The organism is Lysinibacillus mangiferihumi, from assembly GCF_003049665.1.
Classification (GTDB): domain Bacteria; phylum Bacillota; class Bacilli; order Bacillales_A; family Planococcaceae; genus Lysinibacillus; species Lysinibacillus mangiferihumi.
The window spans coordinates 127,159-150,436 of sequence record NZ_PYWM01000006.1 but is presented as its reverse complement, the minus strand read 5'-3'; the positions used below and the strand labels follow the sequence as shown (position 1 = coordinate 150,436).

The 23,278-nt window shown below is 40.1% G+C and carries 23 protein-coding genes and 2 other annotated features; all 23 genes read right to left on the bottom strand.

Annotated elements, in window-relative coordinates; all coding sequences use genetic code 11:
* Positions 1 to 4 precede the first annotated feature (4 nt).
* The gene (gene rpoB / locus C9J37_RS08285) at positions 5 to 3,580 is read right to left on the bottom strand and encodes a DNA-directed RNA polymerase subunit beta (protein WP_176723245.1); all 3,576 of its coding nucleotides are present in this window, start codon (positions 3,578 to 3,580) and stop codon (positions 5 to 7) included.
* A gap of 241 nt (positions 3,581 to 3,821) precedes the next feature.
* Positions 3,822 to 4,424 carry a class I SAM-dependent methyltransferase gene (locus C9J37_RS08280; protein ID WP_107894987.1) on the bottom strand — a complete coding sequence of 201 codons (603 nt, stop codon included), beginning with the start codon at positions 4,422 to 4,424 and terminating at the stop codon, positions 3,822 to 3,824.
* A 74-nt stretch (positions 4,425 to 4,498) separates the two neighbouring features.
* Complete coding sequence (gene rplL, locus C9J37_RS08275) at positions 4,499 to 4,858, bottom strand: 50S ribosomal protein L7/L12 (protein ID WP_010860618.1); 360 nt, start codon at positions 4,856 to 4,858, stop codon at positions 4,499 to 4,501.
* A 72-nt stretch (positions 4,859 to 4,930) separates the two neighbouring features.
* Positions 4,931 to 5,431, bottom strand: a complete 501-nt coding sequence (rplJ, locus tag C9J37_RS08270; RefSeq protein ID WP_024364383.1) for a 50S ribosomal protein L10 — start codon at positions 5,429 to 5,431, stop codon at positions 4,931 to 4,933.
* A 32-nt stretch (positions 5,432 to 5,463) separates the two neighbouring features.
* Positions 5,464 to 5,610: a sequence feature (ribosomal protein L10 leader region), on the bottom strand.
* Positions 5,611 to 5,675: 65 nt separating this feature from the next.
* Positions 5,676 to 6,374, bottom strand: coding sequence for a 50S ribosomal protein L1 (gene rplA, locus C9J37_RS08265; RefSeq protein WP_024364384.1), 699 nt, complete (start codon positions 6,372 to 6,374; stop codon positions 5,676 to 5,678).
* Positions 6,375 to 6,492: 118 nt separating this feature from the next.
* Complete coding sequence (rplK, locus tag C9J37_RS08260) at positions 6,493 to 6,918, bottom strand: 50S ribosomal protein L11 (RefSeq protein WP_137067799.1); 426 nt, start codon at positions 6,916 to 6,918, stop codon at positions 6,493 to 6,495.
* Between the two features lie 231 nt (positions 6,919 to 7,149).
* The gene (gene nusG, locus C9J37_RS08255; RefSeq protein WP_069514311.1) at positions 7,150 to 7,683 is read right to left on the bottom strand and encodes a transcription termination/antitermination protein NusG; all 534 of its coding nucleotides are present in this window, start codon (positions 7,681 to 7,683) and stop codon (positions 7,150 to 7,152) included.
* Between the two features lie 311 nt (positions 7,684 to 7,994).
* Positions 7,995 to 8,180 (bottom strand): preprotein translocase subunit SecE, encoded by a 186-nt coding sequence (secE, locus tag C9J37_RS08250; protein ID WP_004233589.1) that lies wholly within the window; start codon positions 8,178 to 8,180, stop codon positions 7,995 to 7,997.
* 48 nt (positions 8,181 to 8,228) lie between these two features.
* Entirely contained in the window at positions 8,229 to 8,375 is a 147-nt protein-coding gene (rpmG, locus tag C9J37_RS08245; protein WP_080653390.1) for a 50S ribosomal protein L33, read from the bottom strand.
* Between the two features lie 77 nt (positions 8,376 to 8,452).
* The gene (gene sigH, locus C9J37_RS08240; RefSeq protein WP_024364386.1) at positions 8,453 to 9,100 is read right to left on the bottom strand and encodes an RNA polymerase sporulation sigma factor SigH; all 648 of its coding nucleotides are present in this window, start codon (positions 9,098 to 9,100) and stop codon (positions 8,453 to 8,455) included.
* Between the two features lie 68 nt (positions 9,101 to 9,168).
* Positions 9,169 to 9,681: an NYN domain-containing protein gene (locus tag C9J37_RS08235; protein WP_024364387.1), complete on the bottom strand. Its 513-nt coding sequence runs from the start codon at positions 9,679 to 9,681 to the stop codon at positions 9,169 to 9,171.
* Positions 9,682 to 9,683: 2 nt separating this feature from the next.
* Entirely contained in the window at positions 9,684 to 10,436 is a 753-nt protein-coding gene (rlmB, locus tag C9J37_RS08230; RefSeq protein ID WP_107894985.1) for a 23S rRNA (guanosine(2251)-2'-O)-methyltransferase RlmB, read from the bottom strand.
* On the bottom strand, positions 10,436 to 10,855 hold the full coding sequence (locus C9J37_RS08225) for a Mini-ribonuclease 3 (RefSeq protein ID WP_024364389.1): 420 nt from the start codon (positions 10,853 to 10,855) through the stop codon (positions 10,436 to 10,438). Before C9J37_RS08225 ends, rlmB begins: the two co-directional genes overlap by 1 nt.
* Positions 10,856 to 10,860: 5 nt before the next feature.
* Positions 10,861 to 12,261: a cysteine--tRNA ligase gene (cysS, locus tag C9J37_RS08220; protein WP_025220848.1), complete on the bottom strand. Its 1,401-nt coding sequence runs from the start codon at positions 12,259 to 12,261 to the stop codon at positions 10,861 to 10,863.
* Positions 12,258 to 12,908: a serine O-acetyltransferase EpsC gene (gene epsC, locus C9J37_RS08215; RefSeq protein ID WP_024364391.1), complete on the bottom strand. Its 651-nt coding sequence runs from the start codon at positions 12,906 to 12,908 to the stop codon at positions 12,258 to 12,260. The genes cysS and epsC overlap by 4 nt, the downstream gene beginning before the upstream one ends.
* Positions 12,909 to 13,089: 181 nt before the next feature.
* Positions 13,090 to 13,308, bottom strand: a binding site (T-box leader).
* Positions 13,309 to 13,357: 49 nt separating this feature from the next.
* Entirely contained in the window at positions 13,358 to 14,818 is a 1,461-nt protein-coding gene (gene gltX, locus C9J37_RS08210; protein WP_211356756.1) for a glutamate--tRNA ligase, read from the bottom strand.
* Positions 14,819 to 14,942: 124 nt separating this feature from the next.
* Positions 14,943 to 15,419 (bottom strand): 2-C-methyl-D-erythritol 2,4-cyclodiphosphate synthase, encoded by a 477-nt coding sequence (gene ispF, locus C9J37_RS08205; RefSeq protein ID WP_024364393.1) that lies wholly within the window; start codon positions 15,417 to 15,419, stop codon positions 14,943 to 14,945.
* A 194-nt stretch (positions 15,420 to 15,613) separates the two neighbouring features.
* Complete coding sequence (gene ispD / locus C9J37_RS08200) at positions 15,614 to 16,309, bottom strand: 2-C-methyl-D-erythritol 4-phosphate cytidylyltransferase (RefSeq protein ID WP_025220850.1); 696 nt, start codon at positions 16,307 to 16,309, stop codon at positions 15,614 to 15,616.
* 12 nt (positions 16,310 to 16,321) lie between these two features.
* On the bottom strand, positions 16,322 to 17,407 hold the full coding sequence (locus tag C9J37_RS08195; protein WP_024364395.1) for a PIN/TRAM domain-containing protein: 1,086 nt from the start codon (positions 17,405 to 17,407) through the stop codon (positions 16,322 to 16,324).
* A 301-nt stretch (positions 17,408 to 17,708) separates the two neighbouring features.
* Positions 17,709 to 19,085 (bottom strand): DNA repair protein RadA, encoded by a 1,377-nt coding sequence (radA, locus tag C9J37_RS08190; protein ID WP_024364396.1) that lies wholly within the window; start codon positions 19,083 to 19,085, stop codon positions 17,709 to 17,711.
* A 110-nt stretch (positions 19,086 to 19,195) separates the two neighbouring features.
* A complete protein-coding gene (locus C9J37_RS08185; protein WP_107894983.1) occupies positions 19,196 to 21,640 on the bottom strand; it encodes an ATP-dependent Clp protease ATP-binding subunit in 2,445 nt (814 codons plus the stop codon).
* Positions 21,630 to 22,739: a protein-arginine kinase McsB gene (locus tag C9J37_RS08180; RefSeq protein WP_107894982.1), complete on the bottom strand. Its 1,110-nt coding sequence runs from the start codon at positions 22,737 to 22,739 to the stop codon at positions 21,630 to 21,632. The genes C9J37_RS08185 and C9J37_RS08180 overlap by 11 nt, the downstream gene beginning before the upstream one ends.
* Positions 22,736 to 23,278 (bottom strand): UvrB/UvrC motif-containing protein, encoded by a 543-nt coding sequence (locus C9J37_RS08175; RefSeq protein WP_107894981.1) that lies wholly within the window; start codon positions 23,276 to 23,278, stop codon positions 22,736 to 22,738. The genes C9J37_RS08180 and C9J37_RS08175 overlap by 4 nt, the downstream gene beginning before the upstream one ends.

Here is a 23,278-nt window from a genome sequence, read left to right as displayed (position 1 = left end):
TCCATTATTCAAAAGACTCTACTGGCTCTTCTTCTGTTTCTGGTTGTGGCGCAATGTTAAGTGCGTCAGCAGGTTGAAGATCTTCTTCTTCGTCTAAATCGCGAAGCTCTACTTCCTCATCATTGATTGTTAACATTTTAACATCCATACCAAGAGACTGAAGTTCTTTAATCAATACTTTAAATGATTCTGGAACGCCTGGCTCTGGAACGCTTTCACCTTTAACGATAGCTTCGTATGTTTTCACACGACCAACAACGTCATCAGATTTAACAGTTAAAATTTCTTGAAGTGTGTATGCAGCACCATATGCTTCAAGTGCCCATACCTCCATCTCACCAAAGCGTTGTCCACCGAACTGCGCTTTACCACCAAGTGGTTGTTGTGTAACAAGTGAGTAAGGACCAGTTGAACGTGCGTGAAGTTTATCATCAACCATGTGTGCAAGTTTGATCATGTACATAATCCCTACAGATACACGGTTATCGAATGGTTCACCTGAACGTCCATCATACAGGATTGTTTTACCGTCACGGTTCATCCCTGCTTCTTCCATTGTTTCCCATACATCTTCTTCGTTGGCACCATCAAATACTGGCGTTGCCATATGAACACCTAAGTAACGAGAAGCCATACCTAAGTGTAGTTCTAAAACTTGTCCGATATTCATACGAGAAGGTACGCCTAGTGGGTTTAACATGATATCGACAGGAGTACCATCTGGCATAAATGGCATATCCTCTTCCGGTAAGATACGAGAGATAACCCCTTTGTTACCATGACGTCCGGCCATTTTGTCCCCAACGCGGATTTTACGTTTTTGAACAATGTAAGCACGAACTAATTGGTTAACACCTGGTGGTAACTCGTCGCCGTCTTCACGGTTAAATACTTTCACGTCAAGGATGATACCGCCCGCACCATGTGGTACGCGTAATGAAGTATCACGAACTTCACGTGCCTTTTCACCAAAGATTGCGTGTAATAAGCGCTCTTCAGCCGTTAACTCTGTAACCCCTTTAGGCGTTACTTTACCTACAAGAATATCACCATCGCGTACTTCCGCACCGATACGGATAATACCACGTTCGTCTAAGTTACGAAGTGCATCTTCCCCAACGTTTGGAATGTCACGTGTAATTTCTTCAGGTCCTAATTTTGTATCACGAGATTCTGATTCATATTCTTCAATATGAACTGAAGTATATACATCGTCTTTCACAAGGCGTTCACTCATGATAACTGCATCCTCATAGTTGAACCCGTTCCAAGTCATGAATGCAACAAGTACGTTACGACCTAATGCAAGTTCACCTTTTTCCATTGATGGACCGTCAGCTAAAATATCACGAGGTTTCACACGTTCGCCAACTTTTACAAGTGGACGTTGGTTGTATGAAGTACCTTGGTTTGAACGAATGAATTTTTGTAATTTATATTTTGTTAAATCGCCTTTAACTTCTTTACCGTCGATTGTTTCAATGCGACGTACGTGGATTGAACGAGCTTCTACATGCTCAACAATACCATCGTATTTTGCTACTACAGCCGCACCTGAGTCACGCGCATCTACGTGTTCCATACCAGTTCCGACAAACGGAGCTTCTGGATTTAAAAGAGGAACCGCTTGACGTTGCATGTTGGCACCCATAAGCGCACGGTTAGAGTCATCGTTTTCTAAGAATGGAATACATGCAGTCGCTGCAGAAACTACTTGTTTAGGCGATACGTCCATATAGTCCATTTGAGACTTGTTGAAAACAGTATTATCCCCACGGAAACGACCTACAACTTCATCGTTTACGAATGTACCATCAGGATTTAATAGTGAGTTCGCTTGCGCTACATAGTAGTTATCTTCTTCGTCAGCCGTTAAGTAATCGATTTGATCTGTTACTTGGCCAGTTTCGTGGTCAATACGACGATATGGCGTTTCGATGAAACCAAATTTATTTACTTTAGCGAAAGAAGATAGTGAGTTAATTAAACCAATGTTTGGACCCTCAGGTGTCTCGATCGGACACATACGACCATAGTGAGAATAGTGAACGTCACGCACTTCGAAACCAGCGCGTTCACGTGTTAAACCACCAGGTCCTAATGCAGATAGACGACGTTTGTGCGTTAACTCTGCCAGAGGGTTTGTTTGGTCCATGAATTGAGATAATTGAGAGCTACCAAAGAATTCTTTAATAGATGCAATTACTGGACGAATATTGATTAATTGTTGCGGTACGATAGCGGCTGTATCATTGATAGACATACGCTCGCGCACTACACGTTCCATACGAGATAAACCGATACGGAATTGATTTTGTAATAATTCACCAACAGAGCGTAGACGACGGTTACCTAAATGGTCAATATCATCTGTTGCCCCTACTTGGTAAAGTAAGTTGAAGAAATAACTTACTGAAGATAGCACGTCAGCAGGTGTAATGTTCTTCACTTCTTCGTCAATGTAGGCATTGCCAATTACATTGATTTCTTTTTGTGCTTCATCTTTTGGAGCATAAATTTTAATAGATTGGATTGTTACGTCATCTTCAAGTACTCCGCCAACTTGTGATAAAGTGCGGTAGCCAATGCCTTTAGAAGAATCCTCTAGGTAAGGTAAAATCTTATCTAAAGTACGACGATCTAGCACAGTGCCCTTCTCTACTAAAATTTCGCCTGTTTCTGGATCAACAAGCGTTTCAGCAATCGTTTGGTTGAACAAACGATTTTTGATGTGAAGCTTTTTGTTCATTTTGTAACGACCAACATTCGCTAAATCATAGCGTTTAGCATCGAAGAAACGAGAGTACAATAAACTTTTCGCACTTTCTACTGTTGGTGGCTCACCTGGACGTAAACGCTCGTAGATTTCTAAAAGTGCTTTTTCTGTACTTTCAGAGTTATCTTTTTCTAGCGTATTACGTAAATACTCGTTATCACCGATAATATCGATAATTTCTTGATCTGAACCGAAGCCTAGTGCGCGAAGCAACACTGTTACTGGTAGCTTACGAGTACGATCAATACGCACATATACTACATCTTTCGCGTCAGTTTCATATTCTAACCAAGCACCACGGTTTGGAATTACTGTTGCACCGAAGCCTTTTTTACCGTTTTTATCAGTTTTATCATGGAAATACACACTTGGTGATCGAACTAATTGCGAAACAATAACACGTTCAGCACCATTGATAATGAACGTACCTGTTTCTGTCATTAATGGGAAGTCACCCATAAATACATCTTGTTCTTTCACTTCGTCTGTTTCTTTGTTGTAAAGACGTACTTTCACACGTAATGGAGCTGCGTAAGTAACATCTCGCTCTTTACACTCATCGACATCGTACTTAGGATCACCTAATGAATAATCGATGAATTCTAATGAAAGATTACCTGTAAAGTCCTCGATCGGCGAAATGTCACGGAACATTTCACGTAAACCTTCTTCAAGGAACCACTCGTAAGACGCCGTTTGAATCTCAATCAGATTTGGAAGCTCAAGCACCTCTTTAATACGCGCAAAGCTTCTACGCTGGCGGTGTTGTCCGTACTGAACTAGTTGACCTGTCAACTCATTCACCCCTCAATAAAGCGATATTAGGTCTTTGCAAAATCATCCAAATAGTGTATGATTTCGAAAGACAAAAAGAAAACGAGTCTTCAAAAGATCTCATTTTCGGTTAACTAAACTTATCTTGGCAAGTATACCCATATTAAATCATTCATATACCAAAAGGGCACACGACCTCAAAATAATATTTTTGCATTGTATCATATTATCATAGCCGTTTTGTCAAGTCAATATTTTATACATATTTCATTTATTTTTTTGCACGCACTATCCAGTAGCCTTTTTTCTTTTCCACAATATCCACATCAGAAAATTTTTCCTCTAAATAGCTAACCGTTGATGGTGCACCTTGCTTCTTCTGAATTACTACCCAGAGCTCTCCAGAAGTCACTAACTTATCATAAGCACCGTCGTAAAAGCGGAAAACCGTTTCCTTTCCTGCGCGAATTGGAGGATTGGTTAAAATAGCTGCAGCTTTCGCCTCATCATCAACATTCGATAGTCCGTCACTTACAAATATACGTACATTTTGAACACCGTTTACTTGCGCATTTTTTTGTGAAAGCGCAACTGCCCGCTCATTAATATCCATCATGAATACTGTTCGCTCAGGATTTGCTTTGGCAATAGATAACCCGATCGGTCCATACCCACAACCTACATCGAAAATAGCACCATCCACATCCGGCATTTGAAACGCATCTATTAATACACGGGATCCAAAATCTACTTCGCTTTTACTAAATACACCTGCATCCGTTTCAAAGGAAAACGTATGCCCAAGTAACTTGAACGTCCAGTGACGAGGTTTACTTTCAGTTTGAGGCTTACTTGTATAATAGTGATCTGACATTTTCATGCCTCCTCAGAATGAAGAAAAAGCTCGCCATAATGACGAGCTTCCTTTTGTATAAAAGTAATACGAGATTACTTAACTTCTACAGATGCGCCAACTTCTTCAAGTTTAGCTTTGATTTGTTCAGCTTCATCTTTAGAAACGCCTTCTTTAAGAGCTTTAGGAGCGTTATCTACAACTTCTTTAGCTTCTTTAAGACCTAAACCAGTGATTTCGCGAACCACTTTGATTACTTTAATTTTTTCAGCACCAGCAGATGCTAATACTACGTCGAATTCTGTTTTTTCTTCAGCTGCAGCAGCACCGCCAGCAACTACTGCTACTGGAGCAGCAGCTGTTACACCGAATTCTTCTTCGATAGCTTTTACTAAATCGTTTAATTCAAGAACTGTCATAGCTTTGATAGCTTCTAAGATTTGCTCTTTGTTCATTATAATTTCCTCCTAATTGGATATGTTTTAGTTTTTTGCGGTTAAGCCGCGGAAGTTATGCTACGTAAGAAATTACGCGCCTTGTTCTTCTTTTTGTTCTGCAACAGCTTTTGTTGCAAGTGCGAAGTTGCGCACTGGAGCTTGAAGTACAGATAAAAGCATTGAAAGAAGACCTTCGCGTGATGGAAGTTCTGCAAGTGCTTTAACATCTTCAACAGAAGAGATTGCACCTTCAATAATACCTGCTTTAATTTCTAAAGCTTCGTTTTTCTTAGCGAACTCGTTGATGATTTTAGCAGGAGCTACAACATCTTCAGTTGAGAACGCGATTGCGTTAGGACCAGTTAATACTTCATTGATTCCTTCAACACCAGCAGCTTCAGCAGCACGACGAGTTAAAGTGTTTTTGTAAACTTTAAACTCAACACCAGCTTCACGAAGTTGTTTACGAAGTTCAGTCACTTGTGCAACATTAAGACCACGGTAATCCACTACTACTACAGAAGCAGCGCTTTGGAATTTTTCTGTGATTTCTTGCACTTGAGATTGTTTGTTTTCGATTGCTTTGCTCATGATGACACCTCCTATTAGAATGGGTCATTTATACCGACAAAAGAAAAGCCTCTGAGTCATATAGACACAGAGGCTGAAAGTCATCATCTTTAAAATAAGAATCCGAATTCCGATGTCCTCGGTAGGAACATTAAGTGACAAGTCACTCCTACTGTCTACGGTACAAATGGATGATTCACAACAGCATCCATCATACCAAAGATGTGGATAGCTGTCAACCGATTTATATAAATTAATTAATTAATTATTTTACTACTACGTTAGCAGCGTCAATTTTAACAGCTGGGCCCATTGTAGTTGTAACATTTACAGATTTCATGTAAGTACCTTTAGCTGCAGCAGGTTTTGCTTTTTGAACAACGTCAAATACAGTTAAGAAGTTTTCTACAAGTTTTTCTGTTGCGAAAGAAACTTTACCGATAGGAGCGTGGATAATACCAGCTTTGTCAGCGCGGTATTCTACTTTACCAGCTTTGATTTCTTCGATTGCTTTTGTTACATCAAATGTAACTGTACCAGTTTTAGGGTTTGGCATTAAGCCTTTAGGTCCTAATACGCGACCAAGTTTACCAACTTCACCCATCATGTCAGGAGTTGCTACGATTACATCGAAGTCAAACCAACCTTGTTGGATTTTTTGGATGTACTCTGCATCGCCTACATAGTCAGCGCCAGCAGCTTCTGCTTCTTTAAGTTTTTCACCTTTAGCGAAAACTAATACGCGTTGAGTTTTACCAGTACCGTTTGGTAGCACTACTGCACCACGGATTTGTTGGTCGTTTTTACGAGTATCGATTCCTAAACGGAAAGCAACTTCTACAGTAGCGTCGAAGTTTACTGTGCTAGTTTTTTGAGCAAGTTCAATTGCTTCTTGTGCGCCGTATACGTTGTTACGATCGATTAATTTTGCTGCATCTTGCAGTTTTTTACCTTTTTTAGCCATTATATATTTCCTCCTTGATTGTGGTTATAGCGGATTTTACCTCCCACGAATAAAGGTTGCGCGTTCACAAAGAAACTCCGCAACCTTCCAAAAAACAAAAACATCAAGTAAATGGGAATTAGTCTTCGATAACAATACCCATGCTTCGTGCAGTACCTTCAACCATTAACATAGCAGCTTCAACTGAAGCAGCGTTAAGGTCTGGCATTTTAGTTTCAGCGATTTCGCGAACTTTATCACGTTTAACCGTTGCAACTTTTTTACGGTTTGGTTCACCAGATCCAGATTGGATAGCAGCTGCTACTTTAAGTAAAACTGCTGCAGGTGGAGTTTTCGTAATGAAAGTGAAAGAACGGTCCTCGAATACTGAAATTTCAACCGGAATAATAAGACCAGCTTGATCAGCAGTACGCGCATTGAACTCTTTACAGAATCCCATGATGTTCACACCTGCTTGACCTAATGCAGGACCAACCGGTGGAGCTGGGTTTGCTTTACCAGCAGGGATTTGAAGTTTAACAACTTTAATAACTTTTTTAGCCACGAGACACACCTCCTTAAGTCCGTGATGTGGTAATTGGGTTGCCCCTCCCACTCAATATCTGTCTGTCAGCTAAGTGCCGATAACATTAAAATTATCATTACAGACGTCAACCGAAGTTTGACAGTCTGACCTTTGAAATGATACCACTTTTAATTTTTTTAAGCAAGTAGTAATTAACAAAATTTGCGTTATACGCTCAACCATACACGAATTAGTTACTAGAATTTTAAATTATAATTTTTGAATTTGCTCAAAATCCAGTTCCATAATTGTTTCGCGACCAAACATATCTACAGATACTTTCAGTTTTCCTTTTTCAGCGTCAATTTCTTCAACACGCCCTTGGAAGTGTGCAAACGGTCCTTCTAATACTTCAACCGCTTCACCAACTGTGATATCAATTTCAACAACTTTTTCTGTCATGCCCATTTGTTGTAATAAACGATCCGCTTCCTCTGGTAATAGCGGTGTTGGTTTTGCTCCACCACCTGATGAACCGATAAAGCCAGTTACTCCTGGTGTATTACGTACAACATACCAAGAATCATCTGTCATAATTAGTTCTACTAGGACATAACCAGGGAAAACTTTACGCATCATTGTGCGCTTTTTGCCGTCTTTCATTTCTGTTTCCTCATGCTCAGGCACAATAACACGGAAGATTTTATCTTGCATCCCCATTGTTTCAACACGTTTTTCTAGGTTTGCTTTTACACGGTTCTCATACCCTGAATACGTATGAACAACATACCAATTTTTCTCCATAACTGCTAGGACTACTCGTCCGTCCCTCCCTTACTAATAAAAGTGAAAATGATCGCGATATGCAATTTTGCATCCTTTATTCTTTTCACAAGCTTCTCAATAGAAAAACATAGCTTTCGCCATAGCAAGCGAAAGCCCGATGATAAATACCTAATTAGCATAGTCATCTATCGCTACCAACATACTTTTACCAGTAGCACGCTTATCATAATGAGAACATTTTACTGCTCTTTACTTCATAAAACAAACGAAAAAACCCGTTATTGGAAAGGACGGGCTATTTTCAAAAGTATTAACATGCTTTTTTATAATTATAAATCTAAGTACCAGCGGAATAATGATGAAATACCTAAGTCTACTAACACAAAAAATAAAGCCATAATTACTACAGTTGAAATTACAACGACTGTATATTTCGTCAGTTCTTTACTTTTTGGCCAGCTAGTTTTTCGCATTTCCGACATTACGTCGCTGAAAAAACTTTTAATCTTACCCATTCTAGCCTAACCTCCGAATCAATCATATCTGTCTATTTACAAAATATTTTATAGCGTTTGTTTATGCACTGTATGTTCATTGCAATGCGAGCAAAATTTCTTTAATTCGAGGCGTACAGTAGAATCTCCCTTAGCAGGAAATGTGTAATTTCTCGAACCGCATTTTTCACAATTTAGCACGACTTTCTTTGTCATGTAATCACCTTTTTTGGCACTTTGTCTTTTAAAGACTAACACCTAAAATTGTCAATGTCAACAAGGGTAAGTGACCTCTACGACATTTCCTCGAGCACTAAATGTCGCTCTAATTTCCGCTTTACTCGTTGCAAAGCATTGTCAATTGACTTCACATGACGATTCAATTTCGCGGAAATTTCATGATAGGATTGCCCATCTAAGTATAGTGCTAGCACTTGTAGCTCTAATTCACTTAAAATCTCACTCATTTTTTCTTCTAAATAACCAAACTCTTCTCTATGAATCATTAACTCTTCTGGATCATCCATAATCGCACCTGTTAATACATCCATTAATGTACGATCAGATTCCTCATCAAAAATAGGCTTGTCTAACGAAACATAGGAATTGAGTGGAATGTGTTTTTGCCTTGTTGCTGTTTTAATAGCGGTAATAATTTGTCTTGTAATACATAACTCCGCAAAAGCCCGAAAAGAAGCTAGCTTGTCCCCTTTAAAATCACGGACAGCTTTATACAAGCCAATCATTCCTTCTTGTACAATGTCTTCTTTATCAGCACCAATCAAAAAATAGGATCTCGCCTTTGCTCTTACTAGCAAACGGTATTTTGTAATTAAAAAATCCAACGCATCTGTATTACCTTGATGCACCATTTCAATAAGCTCTTCATCATTGAATCGTTCAAAATCTTGTGTCACTTGTACAATACTATTTTTAAACATGGTATCACCTCAGCTGCAACAGATAATTAGGAACAGTATAACGGAATTGGAAAATATCAGTCAATCAATCATTTCAAACCACGGCGCCATTTTTCAAAAGCAAGTGCCACATCTGGCTTTAGCTCTATGCGTGAAGGTGGCTTGCTATCCTGCTTACGTTTTACATCATGAGAAATTTTATGTTGTATAATGCTTAAATCAATTTCAAGCTCTCTTGCCGATTTGCGTAGTGCACCATTGCCAAAGATAACACTTTGTTCAGCCATATCGGAAGTCGCCACATGAATTTGAATATGTCTTGCTTTTAGTTCTTGTGTCATCTTTTCAATGCGTTCATCTGCTGTTTCATTTTTCCTTGTATAAATAATCTCGACGCCATTTTCTATATAAGATTGCTCCACGCCCGGCACAAGATGGGCGTCAAAAACAACTATCACGCGCCACCCTATCGCCGCTTTATATTCTGCCATAAGCTCAATTAGACGCTTACGTGCATCTTCAAAGTTCGTGTCACGTAATGGACGTAGCTCTTTCCAAGCTCCGATCATATTATAGCCGTCAACAAGCAAAATGTTCTTCATCGTTAGTCATTCGCTTCTTGACGTTTACGATACACTTCATACATTAAAAGCGCCGCAGCTACAGAAGCATTTAATGATGTGACATGCCCAACCATAGGCAGATGATATAAAAAGTCACATTTCTCTTTTAGTAGGCGCCCCATCCCTTTACCCTCACTACCAATAATAATAGCAAGCGGTAGAGTTGCATCCATTTTGCGATAATCCGCAGAGCCTTTTGCATCCGTACCAGCAATCCATACGCCACGTTCTTTTAACTCATCGACTATTTGGGCTAGGTTATTAACACGCACGACAGGTACATGCTCGATGGCGCCTGTTGACGCTTTCGCCACAACTGCTGTTAAGCTCACTGAGCGACGCTTTGGAATAATAATACCATGTACGCCAATTGCATCTGCAGTTCGCATAATAGAGCCTAAATTATGCGGGTCTTCTAACTCATCTAAAATTAAGAAAAATGGATCTTCTTGTTTGTTTTGTGCCGCTGCAAATAAATCGTCTAGCTCTGCATAGCTATATGCTGCTACAGATGCCACAATTCCTTGATGGTTAGCATCTGATAATTGATCGACCTTTTTTTTCGGTACAAACTGTACAATGATGCCTCGTTCGCGCGCTAAATCAAGTAGTTCATTGACCCCTGATTTTTTTACACCTTCTGCAATCCATACTTTATTCATATCGCGGCCTGAACGAAGTGCTTCTAACACTGGGTTTTTACCGGCAATAATTTCACCATTTTGTTCTGCCATTATTTTGACACTCCTTTTAATTCCTCGATTATTTGAATAGCGTATGCAATGATGGCATAAACGCGTTCTAATTCACCTAGTAAGTACAAGCTTCCAAGTACCGCTTCAAAGCCTGAACTATTGCGATAAGTTTGTACATCTGTATTTTTGGGAACAGAACCGGATTTGGCATTGCGTCCACGTCGGAACACTGCCAATTCCTGCTCTGTTAAAAAGTTTTCATCCATCATGCGATGTACAATTGTTGACTGTGCCTTTGCTGATACATAATGCGTTGCTTCTCTATGGAGTGTGTTCGGTTTTACGCGTCCGCTACGCAGTAAATACTCCCGTACCTTCTGTTCTAAAACCGCATCTCCCATATATGCAAGCGCTAATGCATTTAATTGCTTCACATCTTCATTTCGGAGTTTATCCAAGTTACTTACCCTCGTTTCCATCTTGTCCCTTGGCGTGTATCTTCTAAAATGATACCTTGCGCTTGTAAATGGTCACGAATTTCATCTGAACGGGCAAAGTCACGGTTTTTGCGCGCTTCTACGCGTTCTTGCAACAATGCTTCAATTTCTTCGTCCAGTAGTTCAGCTTCTTTAGCAAATTCAATACCTAAGACGTCACCTAATACCTCAAAAGTTTCAATAAAAGTTAATAACACTTTCTCATCCGTATTTGTTTCATTTAAGTAAATATTTGCAATACGCGCTAATTCAAATAATACTGAAATAGCATTCGCCGTATTGAAATCATCATCCATCGCTTCCTCAAACTGTGCCTTTTGTTGAGCAATTTGACGGAGCCATTCCTCTGAGCAATCGCCGAGACTTGCAGTTGCAGATAGGCGGTACTTCACATTGTTGTATGCAGTACGAATACGCTCTAAACCTGTTGCTGCAGCATCTACTAAATCCTTTGCAAAGTTAATTGGGTGGCGATAGTGAACAGATAACATAAAGAATCGTAAAATTTGCGGGTCGATTTGTTTACGGATATCGTTCACGAGCACAAAATTACCAAGGGATTTTGACATTTTTTCATTATCGATATTAATATATCCATTATGCATCCAGTAACGCGCAAATGTTGTATCATTATGCGCTTCGGATTGCGCTATTTCATTTTCATGATGCGGGAATGTTAAATCTTGACCACCTGCATGTATATCAATTGTATCACCTAAATGCTCACGCGCCATCACAGAGCATTCAATATGCCATCCCGGACGGCCGTTGCCCCAAGGACTTTCCCAATAGATTTCGCCAGGCTTTGCCGCTTTCCATAATGCGAAATCTAATGCATCATCCTTTTTCTCGCCTGCTTCGATACGTGCACCAATTTTTAAATCATCTACCGATTGATGTGATAATTTACCGTAACCATTGAATTTTCGAGTTCGGTAATAGACATCGCCCGCTGACTCATATGCATAACCTTTGTCGATTAACACTTTAATAAAGTCAATAATATCATCCATGTGATCCGTTACACGAGGATGGACATCTGCCTTTTTGCAACCTAATGCAGTCACATCTTCAAAATATGCGGCAATGAAACGATCTGTAAGTTCATGAACTTCCTCACCGAGCTCATTAGCTGCTTTAATAATCTTATCGTCGACATCCGTGAAATTAGAGACGAATTTCACATCGTAACCTTTATATTGGAAATAGCGTCGAACCGTATCATAAACAATGACAGGACGTGAATTCCCAATATGAATATAGTTATAAACCGTCGGACCGCAAACATACATTTTAACTTTTCCTTCTTCTAGCGGTACGAACGTTTCTTTTTGTCTTGTTAATGAGTTAAAAATTTGAATACTCATTGTTTTTCTCTCTCCTTTTGTAAGCGCCCGATTTCTTCTTGCAATGCTGCGATTTGCTTCTCGAAACCTTGGCAACGTTCCTCTACAGGGTCAGGAATATTTTGATGGTCTAGTTTTTTCTCTAAACGAACACCATCTTTCATCACAACTTTACCAGGAATCCCTACTACCGTAGCGTTCGGTGGCACTTCTTTTAAAACGACTGAACCTGCGCCAATTTTACTATTCTCACCAATTGTAATAGAACCCAATACTTTGGCACCAGTGGCAACTAACACATTATCTTCTAATGTCGGATGGCGCTTTCCTTTTTCTTTCCCTGTACCACCTAGTGTAACACCTTGATAAAGGGTAACATTATCGCCTATTTCACACGTTTCCCCTATAACTACTCCCATCCCATGGTCGATAAAGAAGCGTCGACCAATTTTAGCACCAGGATGTATTTCAATTCCTGTAAAGAAACGACTAATTTGTGAAATTACACGTGCGATAAAATAAAAACGTCTTTTAAAAAACCAGTGTGCAATACGATGCGCCCATGTAGCATGCAAGCCTGAATATGTTAACACGACTTCCAGTACACTGCGCGCCGCTGGGTCATTCTCAAAAATAGTATCTACATCTTCCTTCATTCTTTTAAACATTAAAACTCCCCCTTTTCGTTACAATGTGTGTCATGACCTCAACCTTGCGACCTTAAATCCTACACCCCGCACAATGAATAGCCTTAAAACCTATTGTTATTAGTAATGATTGCCCTCTTACATCTAACACATGAATTTTTTAAAAAAATAAAAAGCGCCCCTATCATTCCCATAAAGGAATGACAGAGACGCTGAAATTTGCGCGGTTCCACTCTGATTGAAGGCAAAAGCCTTCCACTTTGGACGTCCTATAACGGGAACGAACCGATAGAGCCTACTAATGTTCAGCTCTATGCTCAAAGGTGCATTTCGGTTTTGCCTTGGCTCAGACCACTTTCAGCCGGTGATGGTCCTCTCTTTAGAGCATGCGCTACGTACTTCTCCTTATCAACGCTTTCACAATGTACATTCATTTTACATCGACAATATAAATTGTCAATAAAATTCTATTACTTCGCGTATTTTTCTACACGGTCAATTGTTTTCTCTTTACCAATTAAACAAATCGCATTTGGTAACTCTGGACCATGTGTTTCACCAGTCGTCACAACACGTATTGGCATAAACAGATTTTTACCTTTATGACCTGTCTCTTTTTGTACAGCTTTGATAGCTGCTTTGACAGTTTCAGGTGTAAATTCTTCTAAATTTTCAAGTTGTGCTTTAAATGCAGCCATTACCTCTGGTACTTGCTCGCCAGCTAAAACGGCTTTTGCTTCTTCATCATATTCAATATGATCGTTAAAGAATAGGCTTGACAGTTCCACGATTTCAGCACCAAAGCTCATTTGTTCATGATAAAGTGCGATTAAATCTGTTGCCCAAGCGCGCTCTTCTGCTGTTAACTCTTCTGGTAATAAGCCTGCTTTTTGTAAGTGCGGTAAAGATAATGCCACTACTTCTTCTAAAGATAATTTTTTGATGTATTGATTATTCATCCAAGTCAGCTTTTGCTTATCAAACATCGATGGTGATTTCGATAAACGCTTCTCATCAAAGATTTTAATAAATTCTTCTTTAGAGAAAATCTCTTCTTCACCTTCAGGAGACCAACCAAGTAAAGCAAAGAAATTAAACATCGCTTCTGGTAAGTAACCAAGGTCTTTATATTGCGTTACGAATTGGATAATGGACTCGTCTCGTTTTGATAGCTTTTTGCGATTTTCGTTGATGATTAATGTCATATGCCCAAAGCGAGGATACTCCCAGCCAAATGCATCGAAGACCATCATTTGTTTTGGTGTATTTGATAAATGCTCTTCACCACGGAACACATGTGAGATTTCCATAAAGTGGTCATCTAATACTACTGCGTAATTGTAAGTTGGAATACCGTTTGCTTTCACAAGTACCCAGTCGCCCACATCTTTCGATTCGAACGCTACATGTCCACGTACTAAATCCTCAAATTCATATGTTACGTTTTCAGGTACACGCATACGAATTGTATATTGTTCGCCAGCCGCTTCTTTAGCCGCTACTTCTTCCGCTGATAAATGACGGCAAGTTCCATCATAAGTAGGTGCTGCAACACCACGAGCTTTTTGTTCTTCACGAGACGCTTCTAATTTTTCTGATGAACAGAAACATTTATACGCTGTGCCTTGTTGTAATAACTTTTCAGCATGCTCTTTGTAAATATCTAAGCGTTCCATTTGACGATAAGGTGCATACGGCCCACCAATGTCGATGGATTCGTCATATTCGATACCTAACCATTTTAAGTTATCTAACTGAGACGCTTCTCCACCTTCTACATTACGCTCAATATCCGTATCTTCAATACGCACGATGAATTTACCGTTATGATGTTTTGCATATAAATAGTTGAATAGCGCAGTACGTGCACCGCCAATATGTAAAAATCCAGTTGGTGATGGCGCGTAACGAACGCGAACTTCTTTCGTCATAATTAAATGCCTCCTAAATATTCGTCTGAAAATAATTCCGACCTTATTAACTTTGTTCATTTTACCACTGTAGTATAGGAAATTAAAGTAGCGCGTGTTTTTCAAGTGGACACGCGCCATTTTTTTATTTTTTAATCAGTAAAATTGTTGCCATTGAAGCAATGCCTTCTTCACGTCCTGTAAAGCCAAGTCGTTCAGTAGTTGTCGCTTTTACATTTACTTGTGATGCATCAGCGTTTAATAGAGTTGCAATGCGATTTCTCATTTGTTCAATATAAGGCGCCATTTTCGGACGTTGCGCCATAATTGTGCAGTCAACATTGCCAAGCACATAGCCTTTGTCCTCAACGATTTTCCAAATATACTCTAGCAACTTTGCTGAATCAGCATCTTTCCATTCTGGGTCTGTATCTGGAAAATGTCGCCCAATATCCCCTTCTCCAATCGCCCCCAGCGCAGCATCAGTTACTGTGTGCAATAAGACATCCGCATCCGAATGCCCTACTAGACCCTTTTCATGCGGTATTGTAATACCACCAATAATTAATGGACGCCCTTCTTCAAATGCATGTACGTCAAAACCTTGTCCTACTCGAAACATACAATACTGCCGTTACAACAGTGACCATTGCAACAGCATTCACCTGCCTTTTTCATTTTCTATTTATAGACAGTTTAACATATTTCCTAGGAAATTGAGCTGTCCGTAACGACTATAGTCCACATATTATAGTTTGTTTACCATCGTATAAAAAAACCTCATCAGCTACTTCTGCTGATGAGATTTTAAAGCGATTATACATTATTCTCCAACGCTCGTTTACGTAAAATGGCTTCACCAAAAAGTAAATCTTCTTTTGTTGTCATCTTTACGTTTTCATAGTTGCTTTCAACAATGTGCACCTCATGACCAAGTCGCTCGACTAACATCGCCTCATCTGTTCCGAGGAAGCCCACTTTCTCAGCCACATCTTCCGCTTCTACAATCAAATCGAAGCGGAAGGCTTGAGGCGTTTGAATCATCCATAAGCTTTCTCGGTCCACCGTTTCTTCAATGATGCCATTACGCACCTTTTTCATTGTGTCCTTTGCACGAACACCAGCGATTGCAGCACCAAAATTATTCGCACTTTGTACAAGGTTTGCAATAATATCGTGCGTAATAAATGGGCGGGCTGCATCATGCACTAAAACAATATCAACCTGCTCCATTTCTTTCATACAAGCATGCACTGAATGCTGTCGCTCTGCTCCACCATCAGGTAAGCCTTTGACTTTAGAGATTCCATAGTTCGCTAGCATCTTTTGAATAACAGCACGTTCTTCTGGTTTCACCGCAAGCCAAATGCCAGTACAGTTTTCATCTTGCTCAAATACCTCTAATGTGTGTATTAAAATCGGTTTCTCTAAAAGCTCTAAAAATAATTTATTTTGACCTGCTCCCATTCGCTTGCCGCTGCCAGCTGCCGGAAGCACTACTTCATACTGCACATTGTCCACTTCCTAATCGTCCTTTGGCTTAGCAAAAATCATTCGACCTGCAGATGTTTGTAGAACGCTCGTTACCGTTACAGTAATGGCCTGTCCGATATAATTGCGGCCTCCTTCTACAACAATCATCGTGCCATCATCCAAATAAGCCACACCTTGGTTATGCTCTTTCCCATCTTTAATAACGACCACTTGCATATCTTCTCCAGGAATCACAACTGGTTTCACTGCATTTGCCAAATCATTAATGTTCAGTACTTTCACCTGATGTAATTCACATACTTTGTTCAAGTTGAAGTCATTCGTCACAATTTGTGTATCATTATCCATTTTCTTTGCAAGACGTACAAGTTTTAAATCCACTTCCTGCACATCTTCAAAATCTTCTTCAGTAATTTCTACTTTTGTCATACGTTCATCTTGCAGTTTCTTTAATATATCCAAACCACGGCGACCTCTTGTACGTTTTAATGTATCTGAAGAATCTGCAATATGCTGTAGCTCCGTTAATACAAACTGCGGTACAACCAAAACGCCTTCAATAAAACCTGTTTCCGAAATATCCGCTATACGCCCATCAATAATAACGCTGGTATCTAGCAATTTATAACTACCGCGATTTTCTGGAACGTCAATCCCTTCAGCTGCTTTTTTCTTTGCATTATTCCCACGTAAGGTAAATAACTGAAGTAACTCATCTCGCTTTTTAAAACCTACACGGAATCCCAAATATCCAAGTACAAAAGATAAGATAATCGGAATTACTTCTGAAATACCGCGAATCTGAACGCTATCAATCGCAAAGCCTAGGAAATAGGCTACGATAAGTCCTACAATTAGCCCAAGCGTACCAAATAATAAATCTCCAACCGGCACTTTAAAAAGCACCTCTTCCATCCAGCTAATTAGCCGAACAAAATAATCGGAAAAAGCAAATGATAATGTAAATAGTAAAAACGCACCTAAAGCAACTGATACGTAAGGATTATCAAGCCAAGGATTAGATGATAAATGAAGCAATTCGTATAATGGCGGTAAGAAAACAAGGCCTAAAGCTCCTCCAATCAGTAAAAAAGCAATTTGAATAAATTTTTTCATACTGTCACCTCCAATTCTTATATTCGATTATACATATTTTACTGTAGAAAATCTTTTTTGAGCTCATCAAAACATTATTAAATTTCCTTCAGTTTATTGGACGTTATGGAAGGCTTAAGAGATGCCTAATTTCCACAAAAATTGTTATCCAATTTCATGAAATTAATGATTGTTGCACCTATGAAGTAAAAATGCATGCTAGGATGTCGCCCAACATGCATTTATTTTAGTTGAAACCATTTCATCATCTAGCAACAGACGCCTAGCGTGACGCTACATGATGACGCATTACTGCATGTCTTTAAAGCTCTCTAAAGCAGGCATTTAATGCATCTTTAATTGTTTCCACACCAACTATTTCAATACCTTGTGGGAAATCCCAACCGCCAATATTAGAAGCAGGGATAAATGCTCGCTTAAACCCTAGCTTTGCCGCCTCTAGCACACGTTGTTCAATTCGTGTGACACGGCGAACTTCTCCTGTTAACCCTACTTCTCCAATAAAGCAATCTGTTCCCCGTACTGCCTGATCCTTAAAGCTAGACACAATACTCGTCAAGACAGCTAAGTCAATGGCAGGCTCATCTAGCTTTACTCCGCCAGCAACTTTAATATATGCATCTTGTGCCTGTAACATGAGGCCCATGCGCTTTTCAAGCACTGCCATAAGCAATTGCACACGGTTTTGGTCCACCCCTGTTGCCATCCGTTTCGGATAATTAAAGCTTGTAGGGGTTACAAGTGATTGGATTTCTACTAAAATTGGCCTTGTTCCCTCCATCGATGCCACGATTGTTGAACCTGCTGCACCTTGTGAACGTTCCTGTAAAAATAGCTCAGACGGATTCAAAACTTCCTTTAAGCCCCCCTGAAGCATTTCAAAGATAGCTATTTCATTTGTAGAGCCAAAGCGGTTTTTTTGGCTCCGTAAAATACGGTGGTTATGATGTCGTTCTCCTTCGAAATACAACACTGTATCTACCATATGCTCTAAAATACGCGGTCCCGCAATTTGCCCTTCCTTCGTCACATGTCCAACTAAGAAAATGGCAATGCCTTTTGTTTTCGCTATCCGCATTAGCTCCGCTGTACATTCACGTACTTGCGATACACTACCTGGCGCACTTGTCACCTCTGGATGGAACACCGTTTGGATAGAATCCACAATAACAAACTTTGGTTGTACATCGTCGATTGTTTGATTTAACAACTCTAAATTCGTCTCCGAATATATATACAGCTCTTGAGATACAACCCCTAAACGCTCTGCACGTAGTTTCGTTTGTCGAATGGATTCCTCACCAGAAATATAGAGCACGCGATGACCTTTATTGGACAATAACGCAGAGACCTGTAATAGCAATGTCGATTTTCCTATACCCGGATCACCCCCGATTAACACTAGAGATCCCGGAACAATTCCTCCGCCCAAGACACGATTGAGCTCACCCATTTCTGTAGCTACACGGGACTCCTCAGCCGCTTCTACTTGGATAATAGGTACAGCTTTTTGCGTGACGGTTGCAGAGTGTTGGAATGCTCCTCTAGGGCCTTTCGCCACAACCTCCACTTCCTCAACCATTTTATTCCATTCACCACATCCTGGACAACGTCCCATCCACTTTGCCGATTCATAGCCACAACCTGTACAGACAAATTTAGTTTTTTTCTTCGCCATCATACCACCTCGAATATTTGTTCTTATTTTCATTTTACATAAAAAAAGACAGCTTGGCACGATAGGCCTCGCTGTCTTCCGAATTTATGCTTGTTAAATAGGCTAACCGCTTATTTGGAAATTGAAACGCCTTCTTTTTTCTTCACGACGAATTCATCATTCACATAATCAATGACGACTTGGTTTCCTTTTTCTACATTGCCTTTCAGCAGTTCTTCCGATAGACGGTCTTCCACTTGTTTTTGCAATGCACGACGGAGTGGACGAGCACCATATTGAGGGTCGTAGCCTTCCTCTGCAATTTTATTGAGTGCTGCATCTGTTAACTCTAACGTAATATCTTGTTCTTGCAGACGTTTTGTTAGCGTATTGGCCATCATTGAAATGATTTCTTTTAAGTGTTCTTTTTCTAATGAATGGAACACAATCATTTCGTCGATACGGTTTAGGAATTCAGGACGGAATGCTTTTTTCAATTCTTCAAGCATTGTGCCCTTCATATCTTTATGTTTCGACTCTGAGCTTCCTAAGCTGAAGCCAAGATTTTTTTGATATTTTAGCGCATCCGCACCGACGTTTGAAGTCATAATAACAACCGTATTACGGAAATCAACGACACGTCCTTTAGAATCTGTTAACCGACCATCTTCAAGCACTTGAAGTAAAATATTGAAAACATCTGGGTGAGCTTTCTCAATTTCATCAAGAAGCACAACAGAATATGGTTTACGTCGAACTTTTTCTGTTAACTGACCACCATCATCAAAGCCTACATAACCAGGAGGTGAGCCAACTAAACGTGAAGTCGAATGTTTCTCCATATATTCAGACATGTCAACGCGAATCATCGCATCTTCATCACCAAACATTACTTCTGCCAGCGCTCTAGCTAGTTCTGTTTTCCCCACCCCTGTAGGACCAAGGAAAATAAATGAACCGATTGGACGTTTTGGATCTTTTAAACCAGCTCTTGCACGTCGAATTGCACGAGAAATTGCCTCGACTGCCTCGCCTTGACCAACAACGCGCTTGTGTAACTCTTCTTCAAGATGTAATAGTTTAGCTGATTCTTCATGGGCAATTTTAGCTACTGGTATTCCAGTCCACATAGAAACGACTGCTGCCACATCGTCAACTGTCACTTTCGATTCTGCTTTGCCTTGTTCTTCTTTCCATGTTTTACGTGTCGTTTCAATTTCGTCTTTTAGCTTTTGCTCTGTATCTCTTAACGAAGCAGCCTTTTCAAATTCCTGACCAGACACAGCCGCATTTTTTTCAGAACGAACATTTTCAAGTTTATCTTCTAGTGCTTTTAAGTTTGGTGGCACCGCAAATGAACGTAAGCGAACTTTTGAACCTGCTTCATCGATTAAGTCGATGGCTTTATCAGGCAAGAAGCGGTCTGAAATATAACGATCACTCATTTTTGCCGCTGCTTCAATTGCTTCATCTGTAATTTTCACACGGTGATGTGCCTCATAGCGATCGCGTAAACCGTGAATAATTTGAATCGCCTCTTCGACAGTTGGTTCATCCACTTGAATTGGTTGGAAGCGGCGCTCTAACGCTGCATCCTTTTCGATGTATTTGCGGTACTCATCTAATGTTGTAGCACCAATACATTGTAATTCTCCACGTGCTAGGGATGGTTTTAAAATGTTTGATGCATCAATTGCACCTTCTGCTCCCCCAGCACCAATTAATGTATGCAATTCATCAATGAATAAAATAACATTGCCTGCTTGTCGAATTTCATCCATCACTTTTTTCAAGCGATCCTCAAATTCACCACGGTATTTAGTACCGGCTACAACCGTCCCCATATCAAGCGTCATAACACGTTTATCACGCAAAATTTCTGGTACTTCGTTGTTAATAATTTGTTGTGCTAAGCCTTCAGCGATTGCCGTTTTACCTACACCTGGCTCACCAATTAGCACAGGGTTATTTTTCGTACGACGTGATAGTACTTCAATAACGCGTGTAATTTCCTTACTGCGACCAATCACAGGGTCTAGTGAACCTTCACGGGCAATTTGAGTTAAATCGCGCGCCAAGCTATCTAAAGTCGGCGTATTTGCAGCCTGCGTCGCTTGTTGTCCAGATTGTGCGTTATCATTATTACCTAACAACAGTAATACTTGCTGACGAGCTTTGTTTAAGCCTACACCTGCATTGTTTAACACACGAGCGGCTACCCCTTCACCTTCACGAATAAGCGCTAATAGTAAGTGCTCCGTACCGATATAGGAATGGCCTAATTTACGTGACTCATCGACAGATAGTTCAATTACTTTTTTGGCACGTGGTGTGTAATGAACGATTGGTCCAACATCCTCTGTTCCTTTGCCAACTAACTCTTCAATCCCTGCTTCAATCATTTGAGGGCTAATATCGATGGCTTCTAATGCTTTCGCTGCAATACCACCGCCTTCACGAATAAGCCCTAAAAGAATGTGCTCTGTTCCTATTGATTCGTGCTTCCAACGAATTGCCTCTTCCTGTGCAAGTTGTAATACTTTTTGTGCGCGTTGTGTAAAACGATTAAACATCATATGAATCCTCTCCTTTTCCCCCTATAGTAGGCTTACTCATTGTTTCGAGAAATAATGCCTCTCGCAGCATTTTTGCTCGAACTCGATCTCGTTCAGCAGGTGGTAAAGCTTCTCCTGCATAGTGCTGTAAAAATCCTGGTTGCATACTGACCACACACTCGTTCAATGTGGTTGCTTTAATATTATCAATCAACTGTAAATCTACACCTAAACGTACATTCGATAGACAGGTCGCCGCTTCCTCACTTGTTAAAATGCGTGCATGCGTTAATGTACCTAAAGCTCTGTATATCCGATCTTCTAAGGCAAGTTCCGCTTTTTCCATTAGCTTATTTCTTGCCTGCCGTTCTTTTTGAATAATTTTTTCTGCAACACTTTGAATGTCTGCTAAAATATCTTCTTCTGTCTTACCCAGTGTAATCTGATTCGATACTTGGTAAACATTCCCTAAATTTTCGCTACCTTCACCGTATATACCCCTGACAGTCATCCCTAAACGCGTCATTGCATTGATAATTTGATTCATCTGACCTGTCAGTGTAAGTGCGGGAAGGTGCATCATAACGGAAGCACGTAAGCCAGTACCAATATTCGTTGGGCAACTTGTTAAATAGCCGAAAGTATCTCGAAATGCATATGGCAAGGCTCCTTCTAAGGCACGATCAATTTTATTTGCTTCCTCGTATGCCTTCTGAAGTTGAAAACTCGCCGTCATACATTGAATGCGTAAATGGTCTTCTTCGTTCACCATAATGCAAATTGATTCATCTTCAGACAGCAACATGGAACCGACTTGCTCTTTTTTCGCAAGCTGTGGACTAATTAAATGCTTTTCAACTAAAATTTGACGTTGTAACGGTGTTAAATCTTTTATGGAAAAATAAGAATATCTTTCTTGAAGTTTCGGACTGTCTTGAATGGCATGTGTCACAGCTTGCTCTACTTGTAACGCTTCATTTTCTGAAAAAACTAAAGGGAAACGATAGCCATCTAAGTTTCGAGCAAGCCGAATGCGTGTACTGATGACGATATCTGAATAATCATCCTCCATTTCCATCCATGCAGGTGTAGCTCGCGCTAAAAACGATTCAATCATCATGTCACATCACCACCTTCGAATTGTAGCTGCTGTTCGAGATTTTTTGCTTCGTCGCGAAGCTTCGCTGCTTCTTCAAACTGCTCCTCGTCAACAGCGGCCTTCATGCGTTTTCGAATATCTTCAATTTGCTTTTTAATGACAAAAACATTGCTTCGAGCACCAGGCATTTTTCCTATATGCTGTGGCCCCGCTTGAATGCGATTAAAGAGCTTTGGCAAATGCTCACTAAATGTGTCATAGCAACTGGTACATCCAAATTTACCTTCTTTTAAAAATCGCTTATACGTAAATCCACATTGTGGACATGTTTGTTGCTGAGGTGGCGCTTGCTGTTTTTCACCAACTTTTTGCCATGTAGGTGAGCCAAACCAATTGGATAACAATTGTTGAATCGATACAGGCTCTTGTTTAAACTCTGCATGGAACGGATGGAACTGCGAGGCACAGACATCGCAATAATGGTGCTCCACCTTCTGCCCATTTTGAACTTGTGTCACAGTTACTGTCGCATTGCGTTGCTTGCAATGTTCGCAAATCAT

Excerpts from the sequence above, each read along its gene's own strand:
- rpmG (WP_080653390.1), bottom strand. The coding sequence starts at position 8,375 with ATGACAAAGAAAGTCGTGCTAAATTGTGAAAAATGCGGTTCGAGAAAT.
- gltX (WP_211356756.1), bottom strand. The coding sequence starts at position 14,818 with ATGACGAAAGAAGTTCGCGTTCGTTACGCGCCATCACCAACTGGATTT.
- C9J37_RS08175 (WP_107894981.1), bottom strand. The coding sequence starts at position 23,278 with ATGATTTGCGAACATTGCAAGCAACGCAATGCGACAGTAACTGTGACA.
- C9J37_RS08280 (WP_107894987.1), bottom strand. The coding sequence starts at position 4,424 with ATGTCAGATCACTATTATACAAGTAAGCCTCAAACTGAAAGTAAACCT.
- C9J37_RS08195 (WP_024364395.1), bottom strand. The coding sequence starts at position 17,407 with ATGAAAAAATTTATTCAAATTGCTTTTTTACTGATTGGAGGAGCTTTA.
- rplJ (WP_024364383.1), bottom strand. The coding sequence starts at position 5,431 with ATGAGCAAAGCAATCGAAAACAAACAATCTCAAGTGCAAGAAATCACA.
- epsC (WP_024364391.1), bottom strand. The coding sequence starts at position 12,908 with ATGTTTAAAAGAATGAAGGAAGATGTAGATACTATTTTTGAGAATGAC.
- radA (WP_024364396.1), bottom strand. The coding sequence starts at position 19,085 with ATGGCGAAGAAAAAAACTAAATTTGTCTGTACAGGTTGTGGCTATGAA.
- C9J37_RS08180 (WP_107894982.1), bottom strand. The coding sequence starts at position 22,739 with ATGATGATTGAATCGTTTTTAGCGCGAGCTACACCTGCATGGATGGAA.
- nusG (WP_069514311.1), bottom strand. The coding sequence starts at position 7,683 with ATGGAGAAAAATTGGTATGTTGTTCATACGTATTCAGGGTATGAGAAC.
- rlmB (WP_107894985.1), bottom strand. The coding sequence starts at position 10,436 with ATGGCAGAACAAAATGGTGAAATTATTGCCGGTAAAAACCCAGTGTTA.
- ispF (WP_024364393.1), bottom strand. The coding sequence starts at position 15,419 with ATGTTTCGAGTAGGACAAGGTTTTGACGTACATGCATTTGAAGAAGGG.
- rplA (WP_024364384.1), bottom strand. The coding sequence starts at position 6,374 with ATGGCTAAAAAAGGTAAAAAACTGCAAGATGCAGCAAAATTAATCGAT.
- secE (WP_004233589.1), bottom strand. The coding sequence starts at position 8,180 with ATGGGTAAGATTAAAAGTTTTTTCAGCGACGTAATGTCGGAAATGCGA.
- cysS (WP_025220848.1), bottom strand. The coding sequence starts at position 12,261 with ATGAGTATTCAAATTTTTAACTCATTAACAAGACAAAAAGAAACGTTC.
- rplL (WP_010860618.1), bottom strand. The coding sequence starts at position 4,858 with ATGAACAAAGAGCAAATCTTAGAAGCTATCAAAGCTATGACAGTTCTT.
- C9J37_RS08185 (WP_107894983.1), bottom strand. The coding sequence starts at position 21,640 with ATGATGTTTAATCGTTTTACACAACGCGCACAAAAAGTATTACAACTT.
- sigH (WP_024364386.1), bottom strand. The coding sequence starts at position 9,100 with ATGTTTAAAAATAGTATTGTACAAGTGACACAAGATTTTGAACGATTC.
- C9J37_RS08235 (WP_024364387.1), bottom strand. The coding sequence starts at position 9,681 with ATGAAGAACATTTTGCTTGTTGACGGCTATAATATGATCGGAGCTTGG.